Annotated in this window: 15 protein-coding genes; 14 read left to right on the top strand and 1 reads right to left on the bottom strand. The window is 60.4% G+C overall.

The features are described 5' to 3' along the window. Positions 1–21 precede the first annotated feature (21 nt). Complete coding sequence (locus tag FPT15_RS06095; protein ID WP_145159295.1) at positions 22–1,005, top strand: S49 family peptidase; 984 nt, start codon at positions 22–24, stop codon at positions 1,003–1,005. A 129-nt stretch (positions 1,006–1,134) separates the two neighbouring features. Here FPT15_RS06095 and FPT15_RS06090 read toward each other — a convergent pair whose 3' ends face one another. After that, positions 1,135–1,713, bottom strand: a complete 579-nt coding sequence (locus FPT15_RS06090) for a nucleoside triphosphate pyrophosphatase (RefSeq protein WP_145159293.1) — start codon at positions 1,711–1,713, stop codon at positions 1,135–1,137. 105 nt (positions 1,714–1,818) lie between these two features. Here FPT15_RS06090 and FPT15_RS06085 point away from each other — a divergent pair, with 105 nt between their 5' ends. From FPT15_RS06085 to FPT15_RS06025, 13 genes are all read left to right on the top strand, one after another. After that, positions 1,819–2,349, top strand: a complete 531-nt coding sequence (locus tag FPT15_RS06085) for a YceD family protein (protein WP_032886799.1) — start codon at positions 1,819–1,821, stop codon at positions 2,347–2,349. Positions 2,350–2,362: 13 nt separating this feature from the next. Then, positions 2,363–2,545 carry a 50S ribosomal protein L32 gene (gene rpmF, locus FPT15_RS06080; protein WP_008152339.1) on the top strand — a complete coding sequence of 61 codons (183 nt, stop codon included), beginning with the start codon at positions 2,363–2,365 and terminating at the stop codon, positions 2,543–2,545. Between the two features lie 4 nt (positions 2,546–2,549). Beyond that, the gene (gene plsX / locus FPT15_RS06075; protein WP_145159291.1) at positions 2,550–3,560 is read left to right on the top strand and encodes a phosphate acyltransferase PlsX; all 1,011 of its coding nucleotides are present in this window, start codon (positions 2,550–2,552) and stop codon (positions 3,558–3,560) included. 144 nt (positions 3,561–3,704) lie between these two features. Beyond that, complete coding sequence (fabD, locus tag FPT15_RS06070) at positions 3,705–4,643, top strand: ACP S-malonyltransferase (RefSeq protein ID WP_145159289.1); 939 nt, start codon at positions 3,705–3,707, stop codon at positions 4,641–4,643. A gap of 32 nt (positions 4,644–4,675) precedes the next feature. Further along, positions 4,676–5,419 (top strand): 3-oxoacyl-ACP reductase FabG, encoded by a 744-nt coding sequence (fabG, locus tag FPT15_RS06065; protein WP_145159287.1) that lies wholly within the window; start codon positions 4,676–4,678, stop codon positions 5,417–5,419. 191 nt (positions 5,420–5,610) lie between these two features. Beyond that, entirely contained in the window at positions 5,611–5,847 is a 237-nt protein-coding gene (acpP, locus tag FPT15_RS06060; RefSeq protein WP_016973676.1) for an acyl carrier protein, read from the top strand. A gap of 144 nt (positions 5,848–5,991) precedes the next feature. After that, positions 5,992–7,236 (top strand): beta-ketoacyl-ACP synthase II, encoded by a 1,245-nt coding sequence (gene fabF, locus FPT15_RS06055; protein ID WP_145159285.1) that lies wholly within the window; start codon positions 5,992–5,994, stop codon positions 7,234–7,236. Further along, positions 7,236–8,051: an aminodeoxychorismate lyase gene (gene pabC, locus FPT15_RS06050; RefSeq protein ID WP_145159283.1), complete on the top strand. Its 816-nt coding sequence runs from the start codon at positions 7,236–7,238 to the stop codon at positions 8,049–8,051. Before fabF ends, pabC begins: the two co-directional genes overlap by 1 nt. Before the next feature lies 1 nt (position 8,052). Further along, entirely contained in the window at positions 8,053–9,198 is a 1,146-nt protein-coding gene (gene mltG, locus FPT15_RS06045) for an endolytic transglycosylase MltG (RefSeq protein ID WP_145159281.1), read from the top strand. A 19-nt stretch (positions 9,199–9,217) separates the two neighbouring features. Continuing rightward, entirely contained in the window at positions 9,218–9,850 is a 633-nt protein-coding gene (gene tmk, locus FPT15_RS06040) for a dTMP kinase (RefSeq protein WP_145159279.1), read from the top strand. Beyond that, on the top strand, positions 9,843–10,832 hold the full coding sequence (locus FPT15_RS06035; RefSeq protein ID WP_145159277.1) for a DNA polymerase III subunit delta': 990 nt from the start codon (positions 9,843–9,845) through the stop codon (positions 10,830–10,832). Before tmk ends, FPT15_RS06035 begins: the two co-directional genes overlap by 8 nt. Positions 10,833–10,894: 62 nt before the next feature. After that, complete coding sequence (locus FPT15_RS06030) at positions 10,895–11,680, top strand: TatD family hydrolase (protein ID WP_145159275.1); 786 nt, start codon at positions 10,895–10,897, stop codon at positions 11,678–11,680. A gap of 443 nt (positions 11,681–12,123) precedes the next feature. Continuing rightward, positions 12,124–12,792, top strand: coding sequence for a TetR/AcrR family transcriptional regulator (locus FPT15_RS06025; RefSeq protein WP_106576163.1), 669 nt, complete (start codon positions 12,124–12,126; stop codon positions 12,790–12,792). Positions 12,793–12,887 lie beyond the last annotated feature (95 nt).

The raw sequence follows: 12,887 nt of genomic DNA, 5'->3' as shown, positions 1-12,887 counted from the left end.
GTCTTTGCTGGGGTTAATGGCATGAGTGACGAGTGGAAGGCGCCGGAAAAGGCGGATAGCAGCGATGATAAAAGCTGGAAGCTGCTGGAGAAGACCCTCCTGGCCAGTGTTCAGGAACAGCGTCGTGCGCGGCGTTGGGGGATTTTCTTCAAGCTGCTGACCTTTATCTGGCTGCTCGCGATGCTGGTGCTGTTCAGTCCGCTGATGGACATGGAAAAAAGCGCTACCCGTGGCAGTAACTACACCGCCTTGATCGAAGTGCGTGGCGTGATCGCCGACAAAGAGTCCGCCAGCGCCGACAATATTGTCAGCAGCCTGCGCGCGGCGTTTGAAGACCCGAAGGTCAAGGGCGTGATCCTGCGCATCAACAGCCCAGGTGGCAGTCCGGTGCAGTCGGGTTACGTGTATGACGAGATTCGCCGTCTGCGCGGCCTGCACCCGGATATCAAGGTGTATGCGGTGATTTCCGACCTGGGCGCCTCGGGCGCCTATTACATCGCCAGCGCCGCTGACCAGATCTACGCCGACAAGGCCAGCCTGGTCGGCTCCATTGGCGTGACGGCGGCCGGTTATGGCTTCGTCGGCACCATGGAGAAGCTGGGGGTTGAGCGTCGCACTTACACCTCGGGTGAGCACAAAGCGTTCCTCGACCCGTTCCAGCCGCAAAAAGCCGATGAAACCCAGTTCTGGCAGGGCGTGCTCGATACCACTCACCGTCAGTTCATTGCCAGCGTGAAGCAGGGGCGTGGCGATCGTCTGAAGGATAAAGACCATCCGGAGCTGTTCTCCGGCCTGGTGTGGTCAGGTGAGCAGGCGTTGCCGCTGGGCTTGATCGATGGGCTGGGCAGTGCCAGTTCGGTGGCGCGGGACGTGATTGGCGAGAAGGAATTGGTGGATTTCACTGTTCAGGAATCGCCGTTTGATCGCTTCTCCAAGAAGCTGGGTGCCAGCGTGGCCGAGAAGCTGGCGATGTACATGGGCTTCCAGGGCCCGACGTTGCGCTGATACCTCGAAAGCGCCAGGGTTCAACTGTGGGAGCTGGCTTGCCTGCGATAGCGTCACCTCGGTTCGACTGATGTTCCGAGGTGACGCTATCGCAGGCAAGCCAGCTCCCACATTGGTTTTGTGGTGGGCTTAGGGGATCTGTACGCCTTCGGCCAGCAGCATGTCCACCAGGCGAATCAGTGGCAGGCCGATCAGGCTGGTCGCATCCGGCCCTTCGGTGCTCTGGAACAAGCTCACGCCCAGTCCCTCGGCCTTGAAGCTGCCGGCGCAGTCATAAGGTTGCTCGATCCGAAGATAACGCTCGATGTGTTCAGCGCTCAGTTCGCGCATGTGCACCGTAAACGGTACGCAGTCGACCTGGCAGTGCCCGGTCTCGCTGTTCAGCAGCGCCAGCCCGGTAAGGAAGCTGACACGCTTGCCGCTCGCTGCCAGCAGTTGTGCGCGCGCGTTCTCGAAGGTGTGGGGCTTGCCGATGATCCTGCCTTCCAGGGCTGCGACCTGGTCGGAGCCAATGATCAAATGCCCCGGATGGCTGCCGGCGAGGACGCGAGCTTTCTGTTCGGCCAGGCGCTTGACCAGCTCAATGGCGGATTCATTTTCACGGTGGCTTTCGTCGATATCCGGCGAGCTGCAGATGAACGGCAGGTGCAGGCGGCTCAGCAATTCCCGGCGATAAACCGAGCTGGATGCAAGTAATAAAGGCAGCATAGGCGTCTCCTCAGAGCAGCCGGGGATTCTAGCGGGGTGACCGGCTGACGCACAGGGCTGAATTTCCTTTGACATGGCCGGGTGCATCCCTATAATGCTGCGCCTATGTTGAATGACCCGATTCCACCTCACGTTGACCCGCGCAAATTGGCAGATCGTGGCACTTCCCTTCAAGGTGAATTGCTGCTGGCCGATTTGGAGAGACTCTGCGACCCGCTTTCCGACACTGTCGGTACGGTGCAGGCCAAATTTGTTTTTGAACGAGATGAACGTAAGTCTGTGGTAATCCACAGTTTTATCGACACCGAAGTCAAAATGGTTTGCCAGCGTTGTCTTGAGCTGGTCACCCTGCCGATTCACAGCGAATGCAGTTACGCTGTGGTGAAGGAGGGTGCGAATACCCAGTCGTTGCCGAAAGGTTATGACGTGCTGGAACTGGGCGAAGATCCTTTGGATCTGCATGCACTGATCGAGGAGGAGCTTTTGCTCGCCTTGCCCATTGTGCCTGCTCATCATCCGGAAGAATGCCAGCAGCCGGAGGGTCTCGATGACGAGGCCGAGCCGAGCGAGGACGAGGTAACGCGGTCCAACCCGTTCAGTGTATTGGCGCAGTTAAAGCGTGACCCAAACGTTTAGGAGTTAATCAATTATGGCTGTTCAGCAGAACAAAAAATCCCGCTCTGCCCGTGACATGCGTCGTTCGCACGATGCCCTGACGGCAAGCACTCTGTCTGTAGAAAAAACCACCGGTGAAATTCACCTGCGTCACCACGTATCGCCAGAAGGCGTATACCGTGGTCGTAAAGTGATCGACAAGGGCGCTGACGAGTAATCACTTGTCTGCTCAAGTCATCGCGATTGACGCAATGGGCGGGGACTTCGGTCCCCGCAGCATTGTTCAGGCCTGCATTGCCAGCCTGTCTGCTACGCCCTCGCTGCACCTGACCCTCGTCGGTCAACCCTCCCTTCTTGAAGAATTGATTGCCAGCCATCCGGCGGTGGATCGCGCGCGCCTGACGATTACGCCAGCCAGTGAAACCATCAGCATGGATGACAAGCCGGCGGCAGCCCTGCGTGGCAAGCCCGACTCTTCGATGCGGGTGGCCCTTGAGTTGTTGCGTGATGCCAAGGTGCAAGCCTGTGTCAGTGCCGGCAATACCGGAGCCTTGATGGCGTTGTCGCGGCATGTGCTCAAGACACTGCCCGGGATCGATCGCCCGGCGATGGTTGCGGCCATCCCCACACAAAAAGGCTACTGCCAACTGCTGGACCTGGGTGCGAACGTCGATTGCAGTGCCGAGCACCTGTTCCAGTTCGCGGTGATGGGCTCGGTGGCCGCTGAGGCGTTGGGCGTGACCCGGCCGCGGGTGGCGTTGCTGAATATCGGCACCGAAGACATCAAGGGCAATCAGCAGGTCAAGCTCGCCGCCACTTTGCTGCAAAATGCGCGGGGGGTGAACTACGTCGGGTTTGTCGAAGGTGACGGTGTGTACCGTGGCGAAGCCGATGTGGTGGTATGCGATGGGTTTGTCGGCAATATCCTGCTCAAGTCCAGCGAAGGCCTGGCAACCATGATCGCTACGCGTATCGAGGCCTTGTTCAAGCAGAACCTCGCCTCACGCATGGTCGGCGCCCTGGCGCTGCCGTTGATGCGCCGCTTGCAGGCCGACCTGGCGCCGGCGCGGCACAACGGTGCGAGCTTTCTGGGGTTGCAGGGCATTGTGGTGAAAAGCCATGGCTCGGCGGGGGTGCAAGGTTTTCAAAGTGCGATTGCGCGGGCATTGATCGAGATCCAGGAAAACCTGCCGCAACGCTTGCACGGCCGTCTTGAGGACTTGTTGCCTTAGGCGAATCGGCCCGGGAATGCTTAAATGTGACCGGCCAGTTCAATTGACCATCCAATCTGTCAGTTTCGTGCGCTCCCACCCGTGGATTCATCTCAAAATCGGGAGCGTTCATTTTTGACGACCAGATCATTAGGGGCTTGTTACATGTCTACATCCCTCGCATTCGTCTTTCCAGGGCAGGGTTCGCAGTCCCTCGGCATGTTGGCCGAGCTGGGCGCGCAACATCCGTTGATCCTGGACACCTTCAAGGAAGCTTCCGACGCCCTGGGTTACGACCTGTGGGCGCTGACCCAGCAAGGGCCGGAAGAACAACTCAATCAAACCGATAAAACCCAGCCGGCCATCCTCACTGCGTCGATCGCACTGTGGCGCCTGTGGCTGGCTGAAGGTGGCGCGCGCCCGGCTTACGTGGCCGGTCACAGCCTGGGCGAATACAGCGCCCTGGTGGCTGCGGGCAGCCTGACTCTGGGCAAAGCGGTCAAGTTGGTAGAGCGTCGCGGCCAACTGATGCAAGAAGCCGTTCCGGCCGGGCAGGGCGGCATGGCCGCTATCCTGGGTCTGGACGACGCCGTGGTGATCGACGCCTGCGCCGAAGCGGCCCAAGGCGAAGTGGTCAGCGCGGTGAACTTCAACTCGCCTGGCCAGGTGGTGATCGCCGGCGCCAAGGCTGCCGTTGAACGTGCCATCGAAGGTTGTAAGGCCCGTGGTGCCAAGCGCGCCTTGCCATTGCCGGTCAGCGTGCCGTCCCACTGTGAGCTGATGCGCCCGGCTGCCGAGCGGTTTGCCGAGTCCATCGCCGCCATCAACTGGCAGGCGCCGCAGATTCCGCTGGTGCAGAACGTCAGCGCGGCCGTTGCCGCCGACCTCGAGACCCTCAAGCGCGACCTGCTGGAGCAACTCTACAAGCCTGTGCGCTGGGTTGAGTCGGTCCAGACCCTGGCGGCCAAGGGTGCCACCGAGCTTGTCGAGTGTGGCCCGGGCAAGGTCCTGGCTGGCCTGAACAAGCGCTGCGCCGACGGCGTCTCGACTGCCAACCTCAACACCCCGGATGCCTTCGCTGCCGCCCGCGCGGCACTGGCCTGAATCCCTGATCCCCGAACTTAGGAGAAGCCTGCATGAGTCTGCAAGGTAAAGTTGCACTGGTTACCGGCGCGAGCCGTGGCATTGGCCAGGCGATCGCCCTGGAACTGGGCCGTCAGGGCGCCGTAGTCATCGGCACCGCGACATCCGCCTCGGGTGCCGAGCGTATCGCCGCCACCTTGAAGGAAAACGGCGTTCAGGGCACTGGCCTTGAGCTGAACGTGACCAACGATGAGTCGGTTGCCGCTGTGCTGGCGCAAATCACTGCACAATTTGGCGCACCGGCTATTCTGGTGAACAACGCCGGTATCACCCGCGACAACCTGATGATGCGCATGAAAGACGACGAGTGGTACGACGTGGTCGATACCAACTTGAACAGTCTGTTTCGCCTGTCCAAGGGCGTTTTGCGTGGCATGACCAAGGCGCGTTGGGGCCGAATTATCAATATTGGCTCCGTAGTGGGTGCCATGGGCAACGCAGGCCAAGTAAACTACGCGGCGGCCAAAGCCGGTCTGGAAGGTTTCAGCCGTGCATTGGCGCGTGAAGTCGGTTCGCGGTCGATTACGGTCAACTCGGTGGCCCCTGGGTTCATCGACACCGATATGACCCGCGAACTGCCGGAAACACAGCGTGAAGCGTTGCTGACGCAGATTCCGCTGGGCCGTCTGGGCCAGGCTCAAGAGATCGCAAATGTGGTCACTTTCCTGGCATCCGACGGTGCGGCATACGTGACTGGGGCTACAATCCCGGTGAACGGCGGGATGTACATGAGTTAAATTGTGACGGATCGCTTCAAAAAAATGTCATACGAGCTGTCTAAAATCCGTTATAAAGCTGCAACTTAATTTATAGGCTGGTGGCCGACCGGGTACAGGGTGAAGCTTTCAGTTGAAAAGCTGAAATGGCTTTCTATACACTTACCCACTGGCCAGCTGCCTGAATTTGTCCATTAGGAGTTAAACAAGGTATGAGCACCATCGAAGAACGCGTCAAGAAAATCGTCGCCGAGCAACTGGGCGTTAAAGAAGAAGAAGTGACCAACAGCGCTTCCTTCGTAGAAGACCTGGGTGCCGATTCCCTTGACACCGTTGAGCTGGTGATGGCTCTGGAAGAGGAATTCGAGACCGAAATCCCGGACGAAGAAGCTGAAAAAATCACTACTGTTCAAGCTGCTATCGACTACGTTACTGCCCACCAGGCGTAATAGTTTGTAGTCGTCGCTTGCTGTTAGGGAAAAACCGCACTGCTGTAACGGCGTGCGGTTTTTTCTTTAGCTCTGATGAAACTTCAGCGCTGATAAAATGCGTGCTGAAGCGAAGTGTCGCCATCAAGAAAAAAGGAGAGTGCTGTGTCGCGTAGACGCGTCGTAGTCACCGGTATGGGTATGTTGTCGCCACTGGGTACGGATGTGCCAAGCAGTTGGCAGGGCATTCTGGCTGGCCACAGTGGTATCGGTCTGATCGAGCACACGGACCTTTCTGCCTATTCCACCCGTTTTGGCGGCTCGGTAAAGGGCTTTAATGTCGAGGAATATCTCTCGATCAAAGAGTCCCGCAAACTCGACCTGTTCATTCAGTACGGCCTGGCAGCCGGTTTTCAGGCGGTGCGTAATGCCGGCCTGGAAGTCACCGACGCCAACCGTGACCGCATCGGCGTGGCCATGGGTTCGGGTATTGGCGGTTTGACCAATATCGAAGAAACCAGCCGCACGCTGCACGATTCCGGCCCCCGTCGAATTTCACCGTTCTTCGTACCGGGCTCGATCATCAATATGATTTCCGGCTTCCTGTCCATCCACTTGGGTGCGCAGGGGCCTAACTACGCCATTGCTACGGCGTGCACCACGGGCACTCACTGCATTGGCATGGCGGCGCGTAACATCGCCTATGACGAGGCGGACGTGATGATCGCCGGTGGCGCTGAAATGGCCGCCTGCGGCCTGGGCATGGGCGGCTTCGGCGCGTCCCGTGCGCTGTCGACGCGCAATGACGAACCGACCCGTGCCAGCCGTCCGTGGGACAAGGGCCGTGACGGTTTTGTACTGTCTGACGGCGCCGGTGCCCTGGTGCTGGAAGAGTTGGAGCACGCCAAGGCGCGTGGCGCCACCATCTACGCCGAGCTGATCGGCTTTGGCATGAGCGGCGATGCCTATCACATGACGTCGCCACCGTCCGACGGTGCCGGCGCTGCGCGCTGCATCACCAATGCGTTGCGCGATGCGAAGGTGAATCCCGACCAGGTGCAGTACATCAACGCTCACGGCACCTCGACCCCGACCGGCGACCTGGCGGAAGCCGAGGCCATCAAGTCGGTGTTTGGCGAGCACGCCTACAAGCTGGCGGTCAGCTCCACCAAGTCCATGACCGGCCACCTGTTGGGTGCGGCAGGCGCGGTCGAGGCGATCTTCAGCGTGATGGCCATCAAGGATCAGGTCGCTCCGCCGACCATCAACCTTGATGAGCCGGACGAAGGTTGCGACCTGAACTTCGTGCCCCACGAAGCCCAGCCGATGCCAATCGACGTGGTGATATCCAACTCCTTCGGGTTTGGTGGCACCAACGGCTCCCTGGTGTTCCGCCGGTTCGCCGAGTGATGCACAGCTGGGTCGACGGTCAGCCAGCGGACAGCGTGCCCCTGAAAGATCGCGGCCTGGCGTACGGTGATGGGCTGTTTGAAACCATCGCCGTCAAGGCCGGGCAGCCCGTGCTGCTCGACCGCCACCTGCAACGCCTCGAGGAGGGTTGCCGGCGCCTTGCGTTGATCACGGATCACGCACTGATCCGCAACGAAGTATTGGCTTACGCCGCCGCTCTTGGCGACGCAGTGCTTAAGTTGATCCTCACCCGCGGCGACAGCCAGCGCGGTTATGGCATCAACCCCGGCGCCCCGGTGCGCCGTATCTTGCAGGGCAATCCGCCCGCGACCTATCCCCACGCTCACGCAACCGACGGCATCCGCCTGTTTGCGTGCGCTACCCGTTTGGCCGAGCAGCCGTTGCTCGCCGGTCTCAAGCACCTTAATCGTCTGGAACAAGTGATCGCCCGCGCCGAGTGGCAGGATGCCGAGCATGCCGAAGGTTTAATGCTGGATATGTCTGGTCGCGTTATCGAGGGCGTGTTCAGCAACCTGTTTCTGGTTCGCAATGGCGTGTTATTGACCGCTGATCTGAATCGTTGTGGCGTTGCCGGGGTCATGCGCGCCGAGATTCTCGCCCAGGCGCACGCACTGGGTATCCCGCTGGCCGTGGCCGACATCAGCGTTGAGCAGTTACAGCAGGCCGATGAAGTCTTCGTGTGCAACAGCGTTTATGGCGTTTGGCCGGTGCGCAGTTGCGCTGCGATGAGCTGGTCGGTTGGGCCGCTCACCCGTAAACTGCAGGGCATTGTTCGCGCGCTATTGGATATTTGAGTTGATACGAAAACTGGTTTTACTGCTGCAGATCGGCCTGGTCTCGGCAGGCTTGCTGCTGGGCTTCTCGGCCTGGAAGCTCGATTCTGCCTTGAAGCAGCCCCTGAATCTGACCCAGGACCAATTGCTTGATGTGCCTGCCGGGTCGACCCCGACGGGCACCTTCAATCGCCTCGAAGCCGAGGGCGTGCTGGATGACGCTTTCTGGCTGCGCCTGTACTGGCGCTTCAACCTTGACGGCCAGCCACTGCACAGCGGCGAATACCGCATGACCCCAGGCCTCACCGCCGAAGGCCTGATCGGCCTGTGGCAGCGCGGCGAAGTGGTGCAATACAGCCTGACGCTGGTCGAAGGCTGGAACTTCCGTCAGGTGAGGTCGGCCCTGGCCAAGCATGAAAAGATCGTGCAGACCCTGTCGGGCCTGAGTGACAGTGAAGTGATGGACAAGCTCGGTCACCCCGGCGTGTTCCCCGAAGGGCGATTCTTTCCTGACACTTACCGCTTCGTGCGCGGCATGACCGACGTCGAATTCCTCAAAAAAGCCTACAACCGCCTGGATGATGTACTTGCCCAGGAGTGGAGCAAACGCGCCGCCGATGCGCCCTACACCGACCCTTACCAAGCGCTGATCATGGCCTCCCTGGTCGAGAAGGAGACCGGCGTGCCGGAAGAGCGCGGGCAAATCGCCGGTGTGTTCGTGCGGCGCATGAAGATCGGCATGTTGCTGCAGACCGACCCCACAGTGATTTACGGCCTGGGCGAGCGCTACAACGGCAAGTTGACCCGTGCGCACCTCAAGGAAGCCAACCCTTACAACACCTACCTGATTGCAGGCCTGCCGCCGACACCCATTGCGATGGTCGGCCGCGAGGCGATTCATGCGGCGTTGAACCCGGCGCCGGGCAGCAGCCTGTATTTCGTCGCCCGTGGCGATGGCAGCCATATTTTCTCCGATGACCTGGATGCGCATAATGCCGCCGTGCGCGAGTTTCAGCTCAAGCGCCGTGCCGATTACCGTTCCAGCCCTGCGCCGGCGGTGAAACCGGCGGAAGACGCGGCGCCTCCTGCCGAAGCACCGACCGAAGCGCCGGTTGAAAAGCCCGTCGAGGCTGCGCCGGATACCGCCGCGCCGCAAAGCCCGCAATGACTCTGACTAAGGACTGCCTGTGACTGGCTTGTTTATTACCCTGGAAGGCCCGGAAGGCGCCGGCAAAAGCACCAACCGCGATTACCTGGCCGAACGCCTGCGCGCGGAGGGCATCGAGGTGGTATTGACCCGCGAACCCGGCGGCACGCCGCTCGCCGAGCGCATCCGTGAAGTATTGCTGGCCCCGGGTGAGGAACCGATGAACGCGGACACCGAGCTGCTGCTGGTGTTTGCTGCACGCGCTCAGCACCTGGCCGAGGTGATTCGCCCAGCCCTTGCGCGTGGCGCGGTGGTGATTTGCGACCGTTTCACCGATTCGACCTACGCCTACCAGGGCGGCGGGCGCGGCTTGTGCCTGGCGCGTATCGCCACGTTGGAAACTTTCGTCCAGGGCGATTTGCGTCCAGACCTGACCTTGCTGTTCGACCTGCCGGTGGAAGTGGGGATGGCCCGCGCCAGTGCCCGGGGGCGTCTGGACCGCTTCGAACTGGAAGGCCAGGTGTTTTTCGATGCGGTGCGCAGTGCGTTCCTGCAACGCGCCAAGGCGGAGCCCGCGCGCTACCACCTGCTGGACGCGGCCCAGCCGCTGGCGCAGGTACAGCGCGCCATCGACGCCCTGGTGCCGACGCTGCTGGAGCGCGCCCGTGGCTGAAGCCTATCCGTGGCAGGACAGCCTCTGGCAGCAACTGGCCGGGCGTGCCCAGCATGCGCATGCGTATTTGCTGCATGGGCCAGCGGGGATCGGCAAGCGTGCGTTGGCCGAGCGCCTGATGGCCAGCCTGTTATGCCAGCGTCCGGTCAATCTGGAGGCTTGCGGTGAGTGCAAATCCTGCCTGCTGCTCAAGGCCGGCAGCCACCCCGACAACTACCTGCTGGAGCCCGAGGAAGCCGACAAGGCGATCAAGGTCGACCAGGTGCGTGACCTCGTCAGCTTTGTGGTGCAGACCGCGCAGATGGGCGGGCGCAAAGTGGTGCTGATCGAGCCGGTGGAGGCGATGAACATCAACGCCGCCAACGCCTTGCTAAAAAGCCTGGAAGAGCCGTCGGGCGATACGGTGCTTCTGCTGGTGAGTCACCAGTCCAGTCGCCTGTTGCCGACCATTCGCAGTCGTTGCGTGCAGCAGGCCTGCCCATTGCCGAGCGAAGCGATGAGCCTGCGGTGGCTGGCGCAGGCGCTGCCCGAGTGCGGCGAAGACGAACGCGTCGAGTTGCTGACCCTGGCCGCAGGTTCCCCCTTGGCGGCCGTGAAGCTGCACGCCCAAGGTGTGCGTGAACAACGTGCGCTGGTGGTCGATGGCGTGAAGAAGCTGCTCAAGCAGGAGCTGTCCGCGACGCAACTGGCCGAAAGCGCCTGGAAAGATATTCCGTTATTGCTGCTGTTCGACTGGTTCTGTGACTGGTCGAGCCTCATCCTGCGCTACCAGTTGACCCAGGATGAAACCGGCCTGGGCCTGCCGGACATGCGCAAAGTGGTGCAGTACTTGGCGCAGAAAAGCGCGCAGGACAAGGTGCTGAATATCCAGGACTGGATTCTGGCCCAGCGCCAGAAGGTGCTCGGCAAAGCCAACCTCAACCGCGTGCTGTTACTCGAAGCATTGCTGGTGCAGTGGGTCGGCTTGCTCGGCCGGCGTTAATTTCCGCGGCCGACGGTGTATCGTCGGCCAGACACTTTCCGTGACTCAAGTTGTACATTCCTATGCTCGTAGATTCCCATTGCCACCTTGATCGCCTCGACCTTGCCCAACATGGTGGCTCCCTCGACGCTGCCCTTGAAGCTGCCCGCCAGCGTGGAGTAGGGCACTTCCTGTGCATTGGGGTCAGCGCTGAAAACGCCGCCGACGTCAAAGCGTTGGCTGATCGTTATGCCGATGTTGACTGTTCGGTGGGCATTCACCCGCTGGACCTCAAGCCCGGCGAAGCCCCCGCCCTCGATTGGCTCCTGGGCGAACTCAATCACCCACGCGTGGTGGCGATTGGCGAAACCGGACTGGATTACCACTACGAGCCCGAAGCCGCTGAGTTGCAGCAGGCGTCGTTCCGCCTGCACCTGCAGGCCGCCCAGCAAACCGGCAAACCGGTGATCGTTCACACCCGTGGCGCCCGCGCAGACACCCTGACGCTGCTGCGCGAGGCCGCGTTGCCCCAGGCCGGCGTGCTGCATTGCTTCACCGAAGACTGGGACATGGCCAAGGCCGCACTGGACCTGGGCTTCTACATTTCCCTGTCGGGCATCGTCACCTTCCGCAACGCCGATGCCCTGCGTGATGTGGCGCGCCAGGTGCCGGCCGACCGCCTGCTGGTGGAAACCGATTCGCCCTACCTGGCGCCCATCCCCCATCGCGGCAAGCCGAACCTGCCGGAATATGTGCGCGATGTAGCGGATTACCTGGCAATGCTGCGGGGTGAGTCGTACGAACGCTTCGCCGAGCAGACCACCGAAAACTTCAAGCGCCTGTTCCCACTGGCCCACGTCGGCGGCTGATAGGGCCAAATTGCAGGCAAAAAAAACCCGGGTTCTGGGGGGTGAATCCGGGCTAAGACCATTAGGAGTAAACAAGGGTACACAGTCCGTCGGTACCCAGGTCGACGCGTCACTTGGGGGAGATGCCACGCCGACAGTTCAAGTATTGATCAGGATCCCATTCAGTCCAGTCGCATCTGATCGTTTTTTAAACAGATTTGGAATACGCGCGCTTCGCTTGAGTTCTCATTGCGCAGGTGCACGGGTGTCATTATTGCGTATTGTTTCTGACTGACAACGGCAAAAACGTTGGCGTGCTGAAAGTTAAGTGCATAACGGGTTCACATAGGCGTTGCCCAACGACTGTTCAGTCGGGATAATCCCTCGCACTGGGTAAATCGTATCGCCACGTATCAATGGCCCTGCGTAACCCTCCCACTTTGACCTCTGCAGACTTCTCCCTCATGCAAAAAGAACCCCGTAAGGTCCGTGAGTTTCGCCGCCGTGAGCAGGAAATTCTCGACACTGCACTCAAGCTGTTCCTCGAACAAGGTGAAGACAGCGTCACCGTCGAGATGATTGCGGATGCCGTGGGTATCGGCAAAGGCACGATCTACAAGCACTTCAAGTCAAAGGCCGAGATCTACCTGCGCCTGATGCTCGACTACGAGCGCGACTTGAACGAGCTGCTGCACTCGGCCGATGTGGACAAAGACAAGGAAGCCTTGTCCCGTGCCTATTTCGAGTTCCGCATGCGTGATCCGCAGCGCTACCGCCTGTTCGATCGCCTGGAAGAGAAAGTGGTCAAGGGCAACCAGGTCCCGGAAATGGTCGAGGAGCTGCACAAGATTCGCGCCTCGAACTTTGAGCGCCTGACCCTGCTGATCAAAGGTCGCATCAGCGAAGGCAAGCTTGAAGATGTGCCGCCTTATTTCCACTACTGCGCCGCCTGGGCGTTGGTGCACGGCGCCGTGGCGCTGTACCACTCGCCGTTCTGGAGCAACGTGCTGGAAGATCAGGAAGGTTTCTTCCAGTTCCTGATGGACATCGGCGTGCGCATGGGCAACAAACGCAAGCACAGCGCTGAACTGCCGGGCGCTGAGCCCAAGAGCGGTGAAACCCCCGCTGCTTGAGCTATTCCCGACAGTGATGGCGCAATGATTTACTGCCAGTTGCAGTACCCCAGGAATATACTCAGGCAAGGACCTTGCTAAAAGTTGATTTATAG

The organism is Pseudomonas sp. RGB, from assembly GCF_007713445.1.
In the GTDB taxonomy this organism is placed as follows: domain Bacteria; phylum Pseudomonadota; class Gammaproteobacteria; order Pseudomonadales; family Pseudomonadaceae; genus Aquipseudomonas.
Note: the sequence above shows the minus strand (reverse complement) of the source record. Positions and strands in the feature narration are given on the sequence as shown.

Excerpts from the sequence above, each read along its gene's own strand:
- FPT15_RS06085 (WP_032886799.1), top strand. The coding sequence starts at position 1,819 with ATGTTGAATGACCCGATTCCACCTCACGTTGACCCGCGCAAATTGGCA.
- pabC (WP_145159283.1), top strand. The coding sequence starts at position 7,236 with ATGCACAGCTGGGTCGACGGTCAGCCAGCGGACAGCGTGCCCCTGAAA.
- fabD (WP_145159289.1), top strand. The coding sequence starts at position 3,705 with ATGTCTACATCCCTCGCATTCGTCTTTCCAGGGCAGGGTTCGCAGTCC.
- FPT15_RS06025 (WP_106576163.1), top strand. The coding sequence starts at position 12,124 with ATGCAAAAAGAACCCCGTAAGGTCCGTGAGTTTCGCCGCCGTGAGCAG.
- rpmF (WP_008152339.1), top strand. The coding sequence starts at position 2,363 with ATGGCTGTTCAGCAGAACAAAAAATCCCGCTCTGCCCGTGACATGCGT.
- FPT15_RS06030 (WP_145159275.1), top strand. The coding sequence starts at position 10,895 with ATGCTCGTAGATTCCCATTGCCACCTTGATCGCCTCGACCTTGCCCAA.
- FPT15_RS06095 (WP_145159295.1), top strand. The coding sequence starts at position 22 with ATGAGTGACGAGTGGAAGGCGCCGGAAAAGGCGGATAGCAGCGATGAT.
- FPT15_RS06090 (WP_145159293.1), bottom strand. The coding sequence starts at position 1,713 with ATGCTGCCTTTATTACTTGCATCCAGCTCGGTTTATCGCCGGGAATTG.
- fabG (WP_145159287.1), top strand. The coding sequence starts at position 4,676 with ATGAGTCTGCAAGGTAAAGTTGCACTGGTTACCGGCGCGAGCCGTGGC.
- acpP (WP_016973676.1), top strand. The coding sequence starts at position 5,611 with ATGAGCACCATCGAAGAACGCGTCAAGAAAATCGTCGCCGAGCAACTG.